This is a genomic window from Domibacillus robiginosus (genome assembly GCF_000966195.1).
In the GTDB taxonomy this organism is placed as follows: domain Bacteria; phylum Bacillota; class Bacilli; order Bacillales; family Domibacillaceae; genus Domibacillus; species Domibacillus robiginosus.
The window spans coordinates 17,288-31,070 of record NZ_LAHL01000026.1 but is presented as its reverse complement, the minus strand read 5'-3'; the positions used below and the strand labels follow the sequence as shown (position 1 = coordinate 31,070).

At 39.4% G+C, this 13,783-nt stretch carries 12 protein-coding genes; 2 read left to right on the top strand and 10 right to left on the bottom strand.

Translation table 11 applies throughout. From position 1 onward, the window contains the following. Positions 1-63: 63 nt before the first annotated feature. The 3 genes from VP97_RS14175 to VP97_RS24940 form a co-directional block, all read right to left on the bottom strand. A complete protein-coding gene (locus VP97_RS14175; RefSeq protein WP_050182541.1) occupies positions 64-1,479 on the bottom strand; it encodes an N-acetylmuramoyl-L-alanine amidase in 1,416 nt (471 codons plus the stop codon). Between the two features lie 230 nt (positions 1,480-1,709). Next, complete coding sequence (locus tag VP97_RS23330) at positions 1,710-1,898, bottom strand: YnfA family protein (RefSeq protein ID WP_245629896.1); 189 nt, start codon at positions 1,896-1,898, stop codon at positions 1,710-1,712. A 793-nt stretch (positions 1,899-2,691) separates the two neighbouring features. Next, positions 2,692-2,832 carry an IS3 family transposase gene (locus VP97_RS24940; protein ID WP_082220362.1) on the bottom strand — a complete coding sequence of 47 codons (141 nt, stop codon included), beginning with the start codon at positions 2,830-2,832 and terminating at the stop codon, positions 2,692-2,694. A 489-nt stretch (positions 2,833-3,321) separates the two neighbouring features. On the opposite strand from VP97_RS24940, the gene VP97_RS14170 reads away from it, so the two are divergent. Next, the gene (locus tag VP97_RS14170; RefSeq protein ID WP_050182534.1) at positions 3,322-3,699 is read left to right on the top strand and encodes an ArsR/SmtB family transcription factor; all 378 of its coding nucleotides are present in this window, start codon (positions 3,322-3,324) and stop codon (positions 3,697-3,699) included. Positions 3,700-3,707: 8 nt separating this feature from the next. On the opposite strand, the gene VP97_RS14165 is transcribed toward VP97_RS14170, so the two are convergent. Both VP97_RS14165 and cypC read right to left on the bottom strand, forming a co-directional pair. Next, a complete protein-coding gene (locus VP97_RS14165) occupies positions 3,708-4,418 on the bottom strand; it encodes a cytochrome c biogenesis CcdA family protein (RefSeq protein WP_050182531.1) in 711 nt (236 codons plus the stop codon). 333 nt (positions 4,419-4,751) lie between these two features. After that, positions 4,752-6,002, bottom strand: coding sequence for a CYP152 family fatty-acid peroxygenase CypC (gene cypC, locus VP97_RS14160; protein WP_050182539.1), 1,251 nt, complete (start codon positions 6,000-6,002; stop codon positions 4,752-4,754). A gap of 417 nt (positions 6,003-6,419) precedes the next feature. On the opposite strand from cypC, the gene lspA reads away from it, so the two are divergent. After that, a complete protein-coding gene (gene lspA / locus VP97_RS14155) occupies positions 6,420-6,881 on the top strand; it encodes a signal peptidase II (RefSeq protein WP_342667325.1) in 462 nt (153 codons plus the stop codon). Between the two features lie 373 nt (positions 6,882-7,254). On the opposite strand, the gene VP97_RS14150 is transcribed toward lspA, so the two are convergent. The 5 genes from VP97_RS14150 to VP97_RS14130 all read right to left on the bottom strand — a co-directional run bounded on the left by VP97_RS14150 (position 7,255) and on the right by VP97_RS14130 (position 13,211). Beyond that, complete coding sequence (locus VP97_RS14150; RefSeq protein ID WP_050182536.1) at positions 7,255-7,923, bottom strand: CadD family cadmium resistance transporter; 669 nt, start codon at positions 7,921-7,923, stop codon at positions 7,255-7,257. Between the two features lie 68 nt (positions 7,924-7,991). Next, positions 7,992-8,744, bottom strand: coding sequence for a ZIP family metal transporter (locus VP97_RS14145; protein ID WP_050182526.1), 753 nt, complete (start codon positions 8,742-8,744; stop codon positions 7,992-7,994). A gap of 75 nt (positions 8,745-8,819) precedes the next feature. Continuing rightward, positions 8,820-10,229 carry a dihydrolipoyl dehydrogenase gene (gene lpdA, locus VP97_RS14140; protein ID WP_050182523.1) on the bottom strand — a complete coding sequence of 470 codons (1,410 nt, stop codon included), beginning with the start codon at positions 10,227-10,229 and terminating at the stop codon, positions 8,820-8,822. Positions 10,230-10,444: 215 nt separating this feature from the next. Continuing rightward, on the bottom strand, positions 10,445-12,853 hold the full coding sequence (locus tag VP97_RS14135; RefSeq protein ID WP_050182521.1) for a heavy metal translocating P-type ATPase: 2,409 nt from the start codon (positions 12,851-12,853) through the stop codon (positions 10,445-10,447). Then, positions 12,846-13,211: an ArsR/SmtB family transcription factor gene (locus VP97_RS14130; protein ID WP_050182519.1), complete on the bottom strand. Its 366-nt coding sequence runs from the start codon at positions 13,209-13,211 to the stop codon at positions 12,846-12,848. The genes VP97_RS14135 and VP97_RS14130 overlap by 8 nt, the downstream gene beginning before the upstream one ends. Positions 13,212-13,783: the final 572 nt, after the last annotated feature.

Genomic DNA, 13,783 nt, shown 5'->3' with positions numbered 1-13,783 from the left:
TTTGTCTACAGTCTGAGAAGGCTGGTTATCCAGCCTTCTTTTTGTATTAACGAATCGTTATATTTATTTTGCTACACTATAAAGCGATTCTACATCGTAGCCTTTTGCTTTATAGTAATCTAAAATGCCAAGATAAATTGCTTTTGATGCTGCTGTTTGCCAATAGTCTGATCTAAGTTTGTCATTATCACCTTTGTTTGTGATAAAACCAAGCTCCGCAAGCGCCGCTGGCATATTATTTTCACGTAGAACGTGGAGATTCCCGACTTTTACCTTGCGATCATTCAGCTTCCATGCAGTCAGCATCCGCGCTTGAATTTTAGATGCAAGCAATTTGCTGTCTGCAACATATGGATTTGTAGCTGCTGAATAGTAATACGTTTCTGTTCCCGAAGCTGACGACGCTCCAGAATTTGCATGAATGCTGACAAACACATCTCCACCCTGACTTTTTGCAAAGTTTGTACGCTGCGTCAAAGTAGGGTACGTATCTGCCGAACGAGTCATCGCAATTTTAAATGGCGTATTTTTAAATAAGCTGTTCACTTTGAGCCCAACAGCCAATGTAGCTGTTTTTTCCGAATAGCTAAACCCGCTCGCTCCCGGATCAGTTCCGCCGTGACCCGGATCAATAATAATAGTTTGACCTGAGAGACGGGAATCCGTTCCTTCAACAACTGAATTGTTTTGTGAAGAAGTTTCAGTTGAACGCAGGTAATACGCGCTCACAAAACCTGTTTTGGTTCCTGCTTTTACATATGTCCAGCCGCCCACTGTGTGAGCTCCTGCTACCTGTACATTTGCATCAAGCGTTCCTTTGGAAGCAAAAGATGTATTTGGACCCGAGCGAATGTTTAAATCCCCTGTACTGGTCCACAATGTTTTGGAAAAGCTGACCGATGTTTTGGTACGGAATTCAGGATTAATAGCCCGCGCAAGGAATACAGAGAAATCAACACGAGTGATCAGGTTGTTGGAACCAAATGTTCCATCTTCCAAACCGCTTGCAACTCCCTGATCCATTAATGCTTTTGCTGCTCCTGACAAGGTTCCACCAAATGAATAGCCAAATGCTTTTGAAAGCATCACTGCCATTTCTCCACGAGTTACCTGTCCATCAGGCTGAAAACGGCCGCCGTCATAACCAGATAAGATGCCTTTTTCAACAGCTGACTGGATATAACCAGAAGCAAAGTTACCCGAACCAACATCCTTAAAACTTGTCTCACGTTGTTTTCCATCTAACTGAAGAGCCCGTCCAATAAAAACAGCTGCTTCTGCCCGTGTAACGATTTTTTCTGAAGCAAACACCGTAGCTGAGGAACCATTGGCAATGCCGCCTTCAGCGAGATAGTTCACTTCTTTGGTTGCCCGTGAAGGAACGTCCGTAAATCCTGCTGCTTGAGCAGTATAATTTGTTCCAACAAAAGGAATAAGCAGCAACAACGCCAACAATACATGAAAAACGCCTTTCTTCACTTCTTTTCTCGGCCTTCTTTCTATAAAGGTTACCTGGTAACCAAATATTTGGATTTTATACAAACACTTCTCTTATTCTACAAAAAAATCTAGTGTTTTGGTAGAATAATTCTCAAAATGTAACATTTATGTAACATAAAATAGACTTGCAAAATACGGGCCTAAATATCTATCCTTTGTAGTCTAGTTCCTTATTTTTTCTCCTCAGTGACATAGCTGCCACATTATACCTAGAAACCAGCTAGACAAATGACCATGCCTAGCCAGTCATACAAGTCAGAAGCTTTTTTATTGCCCCCCCTCAATACGGAAAGAATGATAAATATTACTCCGCAAGCCGCATAAACACGGTGAAACGAAGAGAATATTTGAAATGTGACAATAACACCATATAAAACTAAGACTATCTTCCAGCTCAACCCCAAAGGAAAGGCTTATTATCTTTTTTTAGCTAAAGCCAGCTCACTCCCCTCATAGGGTTTCAGCATATTTTCCGAATATGTATAGATGATTTTTTGTTAGGTGGAATCACCCGCATCACAAAAGAACCCATCAAGACCGAGAAACATAGATAAAATAACAATTCCATTAATATAGTATGTAGATCACCTTCTGACCCTTTTTATAACCCACGCAGTTACATAAATACACTTCGAACAGCCTAAATCCTATTAAAAATAAATCCTAAAAATAGAACCTGCCTCCATTATTATGCTCTTCTGGAAGATCCACCTCCTTTTATCTCGCTTTTATTATATCAGGGAAAATCAAATATTCAAACGATCATTTGAGTGAATTGCAATATTAAAAATGAAGCGGGTTGCTGAACGTATTCAAACTAAAATAAATATTACGGTTTTATTCCCCAGCTCTCAATTTGTAGGGTTGGATTTCAGCTCCCAATTTATTCTTGACTGGGGGCGTTGGCTTCTTCAATCTAAAATACCTCTACTATGGCCTTGTGAACCCTCCCTTCCCTACTCTCTATTCTCTGAACTCTAAGTGTTTAAAGTTGATTATTTCTACATTAATAATCTCGATATCCTTACCAACCCTTTTCAACAGGCGTGGTATAATAAAACAGCATAAAATTTTGTATATTTTACATGCCATGTAGCTAAGAAGACCAAAAGTTTAAGTATTAAGTCTTTCCTTTTTAGAACTAGAAATTCGTACATTCTTATTTGTGTGAGTTGGATTGTCAACACTAAATCAGACAACTTCCTTAAGTGACGATCGTTTATATTCAATTGGGCTTATGTAACCTAGTGTTCTATGTATTCGCAGTTTGTTAAACCAATTAACATAGTCACTGAATTCAAGTGTAAGGTGCTCCAAGCTATCAAACTTCATTTGGTGACAAACTCTGTTTTGATGATTTTAAACGTGGCTTCCGCCACGGCATTATCCTATGGACAGCCTTTCATGCTTAAAGAGCGGCCAATCTGGAAGGCTGCTAACGTTTCATCGATGAGCTGATTTTTAAACTCGCTGCCACGGTTGGTGTTGAACAGCTGGATATCCCGCAGATCACCTTGAGATGACAGAGTCAGATCATATTCATCAATAATGGCTCGTTTTGTTTTCCATTCTGATACAGCTGCACCATTTGCTTTTTGAACTCGGGCGTGAATGTGCGGCGTTCTCGCTTTGTCATAGTTGGAGCTCCTTATCTGTTTTAGGTGAAGTGTACGTGACCTTAATTTTTTCTGTCCAAATAAGTGTAGAAGCTCCAGAGTATTAAGAAATACAGGTATACTTTTAGAGGCTTTCGAAAAATCCCATAGTACTCATATAATTAGTAATAATATAAAGATACAGAATCCTAAAGGTGGTAATAAAGTGGAAAATAAACAAGAAAAAGACGTCTGCGAAGTAACATGTGTCGATGAACAGAAGGTAAGAAATGTCCGGTCTAAACTAGGTCAAGAAAACACGCTTGATGTCGCTACTGTTTTTAAAGCTTTATCAGACGATACAAGGATTAAAATCGCCTATGCATTAACAATTGAAGACGAATTGTGTGTGTGTGACGTAGCCAATATTATTGGCTCGACACTTTCTACGGCTTCTCACCATTTACGTTTATTAAAAAATTTAGGTTTGGCAAAATATAAAAAGGTAGGTAAGCTAGTCTACTATTCACTTGATGATGATCAGGTAAAGGAACTTATTCAAACTGCCTTTGCTCACCGAACAAAAACCTTAGCTAATAAATAAATGCTCCTTTATTCGAATAAAAAATAAATCCCATAGAGTATAATCATACAACCAAGTCCTATATTCACTACACGGTGCCATTGATGAAATACTTTTTTGTTTAACATATTTGTTAAGTTCCCTATAAGCAAGAAAGGAAAGCTATGACCAAGCCCGTAAACAAAAAGCAGTATGCTCCCCAGCAATGGGGATTGAGTGAATGATGTATAGGCCACCATTGCAAGGATCATCGGTGTGGTACACGGTGACGGCGTGATAGCGAATAAAGCCCCTAACGAGCATATTTTCACGCTTTGCGGCACTCGTTTACTCCGTTGTTTTTGTTTAGCACTATAAAAAAGAAATATTTTAAACGGAAGCCACTTAAAAATGTGCAGCACCTTTACACCGATCATATAACATCCTAGTGAGACAAATACTAAGGATAAAATAATATGAAACACCTTACCGTACTCTTCACTTATGGTTAAAATTTGATTCCCGAAAAAACTAGCCACTAGTCCAATAGCAGCAAGCATACCAGAAAATGAAATCATAAATAATAAAATCGTTGCGTTGCTTTTTTTATGGGCATTTTTCTGAAAAGCAATAATGCTTGTCCCCATGCCAATCATACAAGGATTAAAGCTTGAAACCAATCCCGTTCCAAAACTAATGATTAACGCCATCGAAAATTTATACTGCGTTAGTTCTTGAATATATTTAAATGCCCATTCCACACAGATCCCTCCCTGTGTAAACTTATTCGCCATAAAGAGGATTAATTCCATTACAGGCCACGGGTACAAGTGATTTTTTAAAATCAAGTACCAATACGTAAAATACATTTCCGATCAATAACCTAATATTATAATGCTTGCGTTCTGGAGAACATGAGAAGTGAATCGCTCAATTGCAAAAAAAGATTTTAGGGATATGAGACCGACCGGAATCTTATGCAGGGAGACAGAAATTAACACGATATAGCCTAGACGGGTATTTATTAAAAACTCAGTTACAATCCAAAGAAATACCCTGCAAATTCACTTTGCAGGGTGTTTCTTTGGATCTATTCATTTTCCTCTAATATTAGTGATAATAAATCCGCTTTCAGGCAGTGTTGGCATTTTTACCAGGCTGTAACTTAAATCCTGATCTGGGACTTCAAATTCGATTTTGTTAGCAAGGAAATCCAAGCTTGCTTTCATGACTTCGACGGTAATACCCTCGCCCGGGCAGCGGTGCCCCTTTGCCGGGTCGCCCCCACCTTGGGGAATGAAATCAAATAAGCTGCCTTTCCATTCCTTAAACCGTTCCGGAAAGAAATCATTTGGGTTTTCCCAGAGCCTGGGGTTGTGATTTGTCCCGTACATATCCAGCAATACAAGCATTCCCTCTTTGAATTCACATTGATTCCAGATAAAATCCTTTCGTACTCTTGCACCCACGAAAGGGCCAAACGGGTAGAAGCGCCGGACCTCTTGTGCGAACCTTTCAAGGTCGTCACTGTTTCCTGACTGCAGCTTCTTTTTATATTCGGGATGCTCATGCAGTGCCAAAGCTGTAAAGGTAATGAAGGTTGCAATCGCCACAATCGGCCGTAGCACGTTAATGAGTTCTACTGCAGCCATTTGGGTATCCAGTTGGCTGCCATTCAGCTCTTTGTGAAAAGCCATAGCATGAAGTGCGGAATCTTCTTCAGCCTTCAGCTTGCCGGCTCGGGCATCTTCTATGACCTTTTTAATCCATTCTTCAGCCCTGGTTCTTGCTCTTCTTCCTTTCCAGTGCCGCGGTCCTACCGCCCCGAAGGCATCGACCATTGTAGCGAAGTCAGCTGCCCGCTCTTTTACTTCTGATTCCTGCAACGGAACTCCAGCCCAATGGCAAGCTATCCGACATAAAATATCGGTTGCTTCATCAAAAAGTACAACCTTCTCGGCACCTTCCCATTTGCTAATAGACGCCTGCCACTGTTCCATCGTAAGCTCTGCTAGCCGCTTTTGATGCGGCGGAGTCATCAATGACATAAAAAGAAGCTTTCGGTGAGTATGCGCTTCACCATCCATTCCCTGGACGGCGTTCATGCCAAATAACGTTTTTTGTACCCGTTTCGGTGCGGCGCCAGTTCGCTGAAACCGTTCTGGATCGTAAAATATCTTCGCCGCTTCTTCCCCCCTCATGCAAATGACTTTTTGTCCCAGCAAGCGCGCTTCAAATAGATCGGACTGATACCGATCCACCCTGTTTTGGATAAACAGGTACCCCTCACGCATTAGGGCTAGACTGTTATCGAGGCTTTTATCGTGTGGGACTTGTTCGTTCATTGACATAAACGGATCTTCTCCTTTTATTCCTGCCCAGGCAGTTCCTCTAAATTAAAATCTTTCCTTCATAAATCCTTTTTCACGTTATAAAAACATTTAAACATTACCGTCGTAAAATAATCTGTGTGAAATACCGTACATTTTCAGTATTGAAACATTCCTTTGTTTTATACATAATGGTGCATGCTTCACCAAATAAAAATAGTGCAACCTTACCGTCAGGACTAACTTGATTATGATTATCTATCGATCTTGCTTTCATGTATTTGATTGATGTTCTCCCAAGACGACCTGAAAACAATGTAGTATACTTTCATATATAACTTTAAAGAGGTCCTTTGTATTCTTTCAGGTTTTAATCAAGCTCTATTAAAAGAGATTTATTTACGGAGAGATTTTAAAAAATTTAATATTGAGGTGACAATTTTGTACTGGATTGCTCTAATAACAATAGTCATTGACCAACTTGTAAAATATATGATCAGGAACTTTATAGGATATGGTCAAACCATCCCTGTTATCAATGGCTTTTTCCATTTAACTTCTCATCGTAATACAGGAGCTGCATGGGGAATTTTTGCGGGGCAAAAACTTTTTCTAATCAGCATAGCCTTCATTGCAATTATTGCAATTATTATCTATTCCCGGAAAGTCACAGATAAACTAACCCGTGCAGCCCTTGGTTTTTTTATTGGAGGCGCGGCTGGTAATGTAGCAGACCGATTACTATTTGGGGAAGTAACGGATATGTTTGATTTACGGTTTATAAATTACCCCATTTTTAACACAGCGGATGTCTTCTTGTTTACTGGGGTTATCTTATTGCTAATAAGTACTTATAGAGAATCAAAATCAGAAAAAATCAATCCTAGTAATTGAGAGGATCGATTTAGGCGCAAGTCAATCTCTTAAATGATGACAGGAAAGAGCTTAAACATATGAAAAAATGTTTGAAAAATCTTTTTCCGCATATGGAATACTCCCTCGATGAAAATTGAAATTGCTAGTATAGTCTATAGTGAAAGATTTATTCATTTCCTACGTCCATTTACCATAATAAAAAACCCCTGATTTTCTCCCTAGCGTAGAAAAATCAGGGGTTTCATTTTTAAAAATGTATGAGTGTAATATCCGCATTTTATCGTCAGGACCCCTCCAAGTATAAAAAAGGGCTCTGATCACCTCAATTACTCACTACCAAACATAAAATCCCTAGGGATTCCCATAAGGACTTTATGTTTGAAGAATTAACTTAACTAAACAAATTCCAAAGAGCGCTAAACGTTTCGTTCTCTGCCATAATGTATACCCCTAATCCAACAAACACAATAGGAATAATCCATCTTCCGTATTTCTCCAACACTTCAGAAACATGCCTGAAGGAAGCTAAACGATACCCGAGGAAGCACCAGACAGCAACCATTAAAAAGAAAAGAATAACCGTAGTTACCAATTCACTCACACTTAAAGTTGTAAAATAAGGCACATAGATGCCAATGTTGTCCCCACCATTAGCAAATGTGATAAAGGCTACACTCATAAAGAGTTTGTTAAATCTTCCTGAGTTTAAACTGGAGAGGATAGCCCCTTCATCTTCATCTTCACCCTTAATAAACAGTTTAATCCCTAAATAGATCGGAATTAAACCAAGCAAGCCAACCCATTTTTCCGGAATCAACATAACGCCAAAAGTTCCTAAAAGGCTGATTAACACCAATAAGGCAAAACCTAGGTATTGCCCGATCACTATATCTTTAGGATAGATCCGGTTACTCTTTGTTTGCGCGTTAACCCTTATGCCCCCGGCGGCTCTAGCCTGGGCATTTGCCTGGGAAAACAGCAGCATCAAAACAAAAATATCATCAATATTGGTTACTAAGAAGGCCCCAATTGCGGAAATAATAGTCAAAGCCACTTTTATCAACTCCATGATAAGTTATTAAAACATTTACACATATGTTTGAATGTTATGAATAGGTTCTCCCCTGCTTAGTGTAAATATGCGGGAAGCAGCTCCCCTATCCAGTGAAGAGCAAAATATAGCAATATCCCTACAAAAAAGAAAAGAATAATGACTCTGTCTTCAGTGGCACTAACAACAGGCAGCAAGTCAACCGTAGATATGTATAGAAATATTCCTGCTGTAATAGAAAGAGCTATCGCAAGGATGCTGCTATCTACTATAAAAAATTTTGTTAGAGACACGGCTGCGATCGCACCTGTTATCGTTGATAGGCCCAATAAGAAAGATGCTCCTATTGCCTTCTTCTTGCTTTTCAAGCTTGAAAATACGATGGAGGAAATCGTTAATCCATCTGGAACTTTGTGTATTAATACCGCAATCAATACAACAAATCCTATTCTTTCGTCTATGGTCAAACTGGCCACAATCGAAACACCATCAAAAAACGTATGAACCAGCATGCCTAGTAAAGCACTGAGGGTTGTGCTTTTAGAATGAGAATGTTTATGAGTCTCTTCTCCAAAATGAAAATGTGGCGCAAGAAACTGCTGGAATAAAAAGATTAATGCAAACCCAATCACAATATATATGGCACTGGATTCATGAATTTCTAATGCTTCTGGTATTAAATCCATAATCGCAATAGCGAAAAGTATTCCGGCGCTCAGCGCCATTAAGCCATTTAAGCCTCTTCTAGACCAATTTTTTTTAAGAAAGATCACAAAGCCACCCAGGACATTTGCGAAAGCCGCAGTTAGAACGTAAAACAAAATGTCCATTAATTCTCCCACTCCATTAAATTAAAATTTTAACCTGCACTTATGAAAAGTGCAGGTCGGTTGGTTGTATCCACATTATTTCTTTTTATTCAGCATGTGAATGGCTAGCCCCGTTATACCTTCGGCCGCTTCCATCAATGGCTCAGGCAACGTTGGGTGCGCATGGATTGTAAGGCTTAAATCTTCAGCAGTTGCCCCAGATTCAATCGCAAAGACGGCTTCAGCAATGAGCGACGATACCTCTGGACCCACCATTTGTACACCTAACACCCTATTGGTTTTCTTTTCGGCCACGACCTGCACAAAGCCATCTGCGTCTGAAACAGATAACGCCCTTCCGTTTGCTTGGAACGGAAAACGGCTAGAAACCGTTTCGTACCCTTGTTCTTTTGCTTCTTTTTCTGTTAATCCTGTGTAGGCAACTTCAGGATCACTGAAAATTACAAAAGGCATGGCTTGAAAATCAATTACGCTTTTTTGCCCGCAAATCACTTCTGCGGCTATTCTCCCTTCGTAACTGGCTTTGTGGGCAAGGAGGTATCCGCCAGCGCAGTCACCTATTGCATACACGTGCTCCATGTTTGTCTGGCATTTATCATTTATCTTAATAAAACCACGTTTGTCTAATTCTACTCCGATATTTTCTAATCCAATTTCTCCTGTGTTCGGTTTTCTTCCTATGGAAACTAAGCAATAATCACCGGTTACTATCTCTTCCTTGCCATCAACCTGCACACGGACTTTTACTTCATTTCCTGTATTTTCTCCGCCTTGGACCAGAGCATTAGTCAAAACTGTGATGCCTAGTTCCTTCAAGTTCCGTTTTACAACATTTGTAAGCATAGGGTCAGTGCCTGGGAGAATCGTGTCAGATCCTTCAAGAATGGTTACTTTTGCTCCGAACTTAGCATAAGCAGTGCCCAGCTCCAAACCAATATAACCGCCGCCCACTACTACTAAATGTTTCGGTACTTCCTGCAGCATCAATGCCTCGGTTGAAGAAATGATTCTTTTTTTATCAAATGGCATACTTTTTAGTTCGAAAGGCAAAGATCCTATCGCAAGGATTAAATCTTTGTAAGAATATACTTGTTCTTCGTTATCCATTTTGACTTTGACCTTAGAAGGTTCAGTAAGATAGGCTTCTCCACTGATTACCTCTACTCCATTGCCTTTCAGTAAGGTTTTAACTCCACTGGTTAGCTTATTCACGACACCGTCTTTCCATTTCACTACTTCCGGCATATCTACTTGAACGTCACCAGAAACCTTGATGCCCATCGCATTGGCGTTTTGAATATTTTTCAATCGCTCAGACGCACTAATAAGAGCTTTTGATGGTATACACCCGCGATTAAGGCAAACGCCTCCTAGTTCTGCTTTATCTACCAGAACCACTTTTTTTCCCAACTGGGCAGCACGTATGGCCGCCACATAACCTCCAGATCCCGCTCCTATTACTAACAAATCTACATTTTTTGTCATTTCAGCTTCCTCCTCTGGTGATTTTAGAATGAAATAAAACAATGGTCTTTTATCAAAAACAGAATCGTTTTTGTACAATATGTAACCCTAAACTTGCTACGAACTAAATCATAACGCATACCTTTTTCTAAACCTTTTTAATGTAAATAATCCTAAAATTTCTACGCGTGGTAAGAAAAAGGGCTTTCTAGATAACCAGAAAGCCCTTTTCGTTTTTATTCCTTCACACGCATAAGTCGTAGACTATTTAACGCTACCAAAATGGTTGCCCCCATATCTGAAAGGATGGCAATCCAAAGTGTTAGCCAGCCCGGTATAACCAATAACAAAGCAAGAAACTTAATTGCGATAGCAAAGGTGATGTTAGCTTTGATGATATTTAGGGCTTTACGGCTTAGTTTCACAGTGAATGGAAGTTTTCTTAAATCATCTCCCATTAAAGCAACGTCTGCCGTTTCCAGTGCTGTATCTGTACCAGCTCCACCCATTGCAATCCCAACGGTAGAAGCTGCTAACGCAGGGGCATCATTGACACCATCTCCAACCATGGCTACATTGCCATACTCAGATCTCAATTGTTTGATATAGTTTAACTTATCCTCTGGCATTAGTTCTGCCTGAATATCTGATACTCCAACATGACCGCCGATTGCTTTTGCGGTGCCTTTGTTATCGCCTGTTAGCATAATGGTCTTTTTGATCCCAAGTTGATGCAATTTCTGAATAACGTCTTTACTTGAGTCACGTACTTCATCCGCTACCGCAATAACAGCGAGTATTTCTTTTTCAGTTCCGACCACCATTGCTGTCTTGCCTTGGTTTTGAAGGTCTGTAATATTTTGTTCTGATTCCTGATCGAAATTAGATGTTGGTAATTCTTTAAAGAGTTTTGGGCTGCCGATGTAATAAGTAGTTCCGTTTACAACACCTTTTATTCCCTTACCTGTAATAGAAGAGAAGTCCTCTACCTGTACATCAGAATAATTAATGTTCTCCTCTTCTGCTTTTTTCATGATGGCAGATGCAAGAGGATGCTGGGAACGATATTCTAATGCAGTTATGATGGCTAGCAATTCTTTTTCATTTACCTGCTTGTTCAACACATTAAAATCAGTTACAGCTGGGACACCTTTTGTTAGTGTGCCCGTTTTATCGAATGCAATGGCCTTTAAGGAACCCATTTCCTCTAAGTAGATGCCGCCTTTTATCAGAACGCCCTTTTTAGCTGCATTCCCGATTGCTGAAACAATGGAAATCGGAGTCGAAATAACCAATGCACAAGGACAGCCAACAACGAGAACAGATAGTCCTTGATAAACCCATGTTTCCCAACTTCCATCAAAGAAAAGTGGAGGAACAACGGCAACTAAAGCTGCAATAACCATAATGATTGGCGTATAATATTTCGCGAATTTATCGACAAACGCCTGAGATGGGGCACGTTCACCTTGTGCTTCCTCTACAAGGTGAATAATTTTAGAAATCGTTGTATCTTCTACTAATTTGGTTATTTTTACTTCAAGTAATCCTTCTTCATTTAAAGTACCCGCAAATACTTCATCATCAACGGTTTTAGCAACAGGAACCGATTCACCTGTAATGGCTGCCTGATTGACCGCAGAGTAACCATTTACAACCACACCATCCATAGCAATCTTTTGGCCAGGTTTCACGATCATAATGTCACCAATGGCAATGTCATCGACATGGATCATCATTTCTTGTCCATTTCGTCTAACGAGTGCTTCTTTTGGAGCAATGTCCATTAATGAACGAATGGATTGTCTTGCTCTATCCATAGAGTACCGCTCGAGTGCTTCACTAATCGCGAAGAGAATAACAACAATGGCTGCTTCTGCCCATTCTCCAATGATGGCGGCCCCAATAACAGCTACTGTCATGAGTGTTTTCATATCAAATTCAAAACGAAGTAAGTTTTGAAAACCGACTTTAAAGAGCGAGAATCCTCCGATCACAATAGATGCTACAAACAATAAAGAAGTAATGAGGTTCTCTTCCCCATTCACGGACTGGGAAAGGTAACCGAAGACAATGAATAAGGAAGCATATAATAAAGTGCTGTGTTTTTTATAAAACGGTACTTTTTCTTCTTTTACAACAGCTTCCTTGCCCTCTCCCATATCTTGTGTAGCTTGCCGTGCAGATTTTTCAGGCGATACTTTGAGATTTTCAAAAGCACCGGCTTTTTCTAATTCCTCAATCGTTGCATCCCCGTAAACGGAAATCTTTGAAGCTCCAAAATTAACTTGTGCATCTTGAACTCCCGGAAGGTTTTTCACATTCTTTTCAAACTTACCTGCACAGTTTGCGCAAGTAAATCCTTCAACACGATATACATTTTTGCCTTCTTTAACCACTTGGGGCGCTTGCCGTTTAGGTTTTTCTGGCGCTACTTTAAGATTCTCAAAAGCACCGGCTTTTTCGAGTTCATCAACGGATGCTTCACCATAAACTGAAATTTTAGATGCCCCAAAATTCACTTGTGCATCCTGGACTCCCGGAAGTTTCTTTACATTCTTCTCAAACTTCCCTGCACAGTTCGCGCATGTAAATCCCTCAACGCGGTATACCTGTTTATTTTCTAATGATTTTGCGTCAACCAATGGTACCGACCTCCTTCTGATGTGCAAAAGCCACTTGTATAAGCTGCCTTACATGTTCATCATCTAATGAATAAAAAACCAGCTTTCCTTTTTTCTGATATTTGGCTAAACCAAGATTTTTTAGCAACCTTAAATGATGGGACGCCGTTGCCGTAGTAGATCCCACGATGTTTGCTACATCGCATACGCACAACTCTTCCTCTTCAGATAAAGCATAAGCAATTTTAATCCTTGTATCATCTGAAAGCGCCTTGAAAATTTTGGCTACATCCAAGGGATTTTGCTCAGTCAGTTTAGTTTTAGTTCTAACCACTTTCTCTTCATCAACAAACGGGACTTCACATACATCTTTAATCAACTTATTCACCCCTTTACATTCAAACGTTTATTTGATTATTATTGTATGTCAATATAATCAAATAGTCAAATGATCATTTGATTAATAAAAAATTTTATAATTTTGAATATAACTTGGTTCATATTCATTTGGCATGTAAAAGCTCTTCAAATAAGTTTAATTTACACATCACTATAGTCGAACAATCAAATGAACATTTGATTATTTTTTAACTAAAAGTATTTTACCCTCTTTTCAAGGATTTAGTCATGTGATTTCTTAATTTAGTTTCATAAGTATTGAGATAGTCTTTACAGGCTGTTCATTGCAAGAGAAAAGAATTTAAGCGAAAGAACAGGCAAGCGCTTGTATCAAGGTAACATAAACATAAAAAGCCGGAGAGAAGTTTAACTTCTCTCCGGCTTTTTCTTCATTTACTAATTTGCCACGCTATAAAACAATTCGACTTCCAGAAAACCTTCATGAATCAGAAATGATGGTAATTTTCGTTCGGCTACTAATTTAATCTATTCTGAAAGAAACCTCCTGCATTTAATTATACGCTGTTTTCGTATAGCTTATTGCTAACTCCT

Excerpts from the sequence above, each read along its gene's own strand:
- VP97_RS24940 (WP_082220362.1), bottom strand. The coding sequence starts at position 2,832 with ATGAAGTTTGATAGCTTGGAGCACCTTACACTTGAATTCAGTGACTAT.
- VP97_RS14145 (WP_050182526.1), bottom strand. The coding sequence starts at position 8,744 with ATGGACATTTTGTTTTACGTTCTAACTGCGGCTTTCGCAAATGTCCTG.
- cypC (WP_050182539.1), bottom strand. The coding sequence starts at position 6,002 with ATGAACGAACAAGTCCCACACGATAAAAGCCTCGATAACAGTCTAGCC.
- lpdA (WP_050182523.1), bottom strand. The coding sequence starts at position 10,229 with ATGACAAAAAATGTAGATTTGTTAGTAATAGGAGCGGGATCTGGAGGT.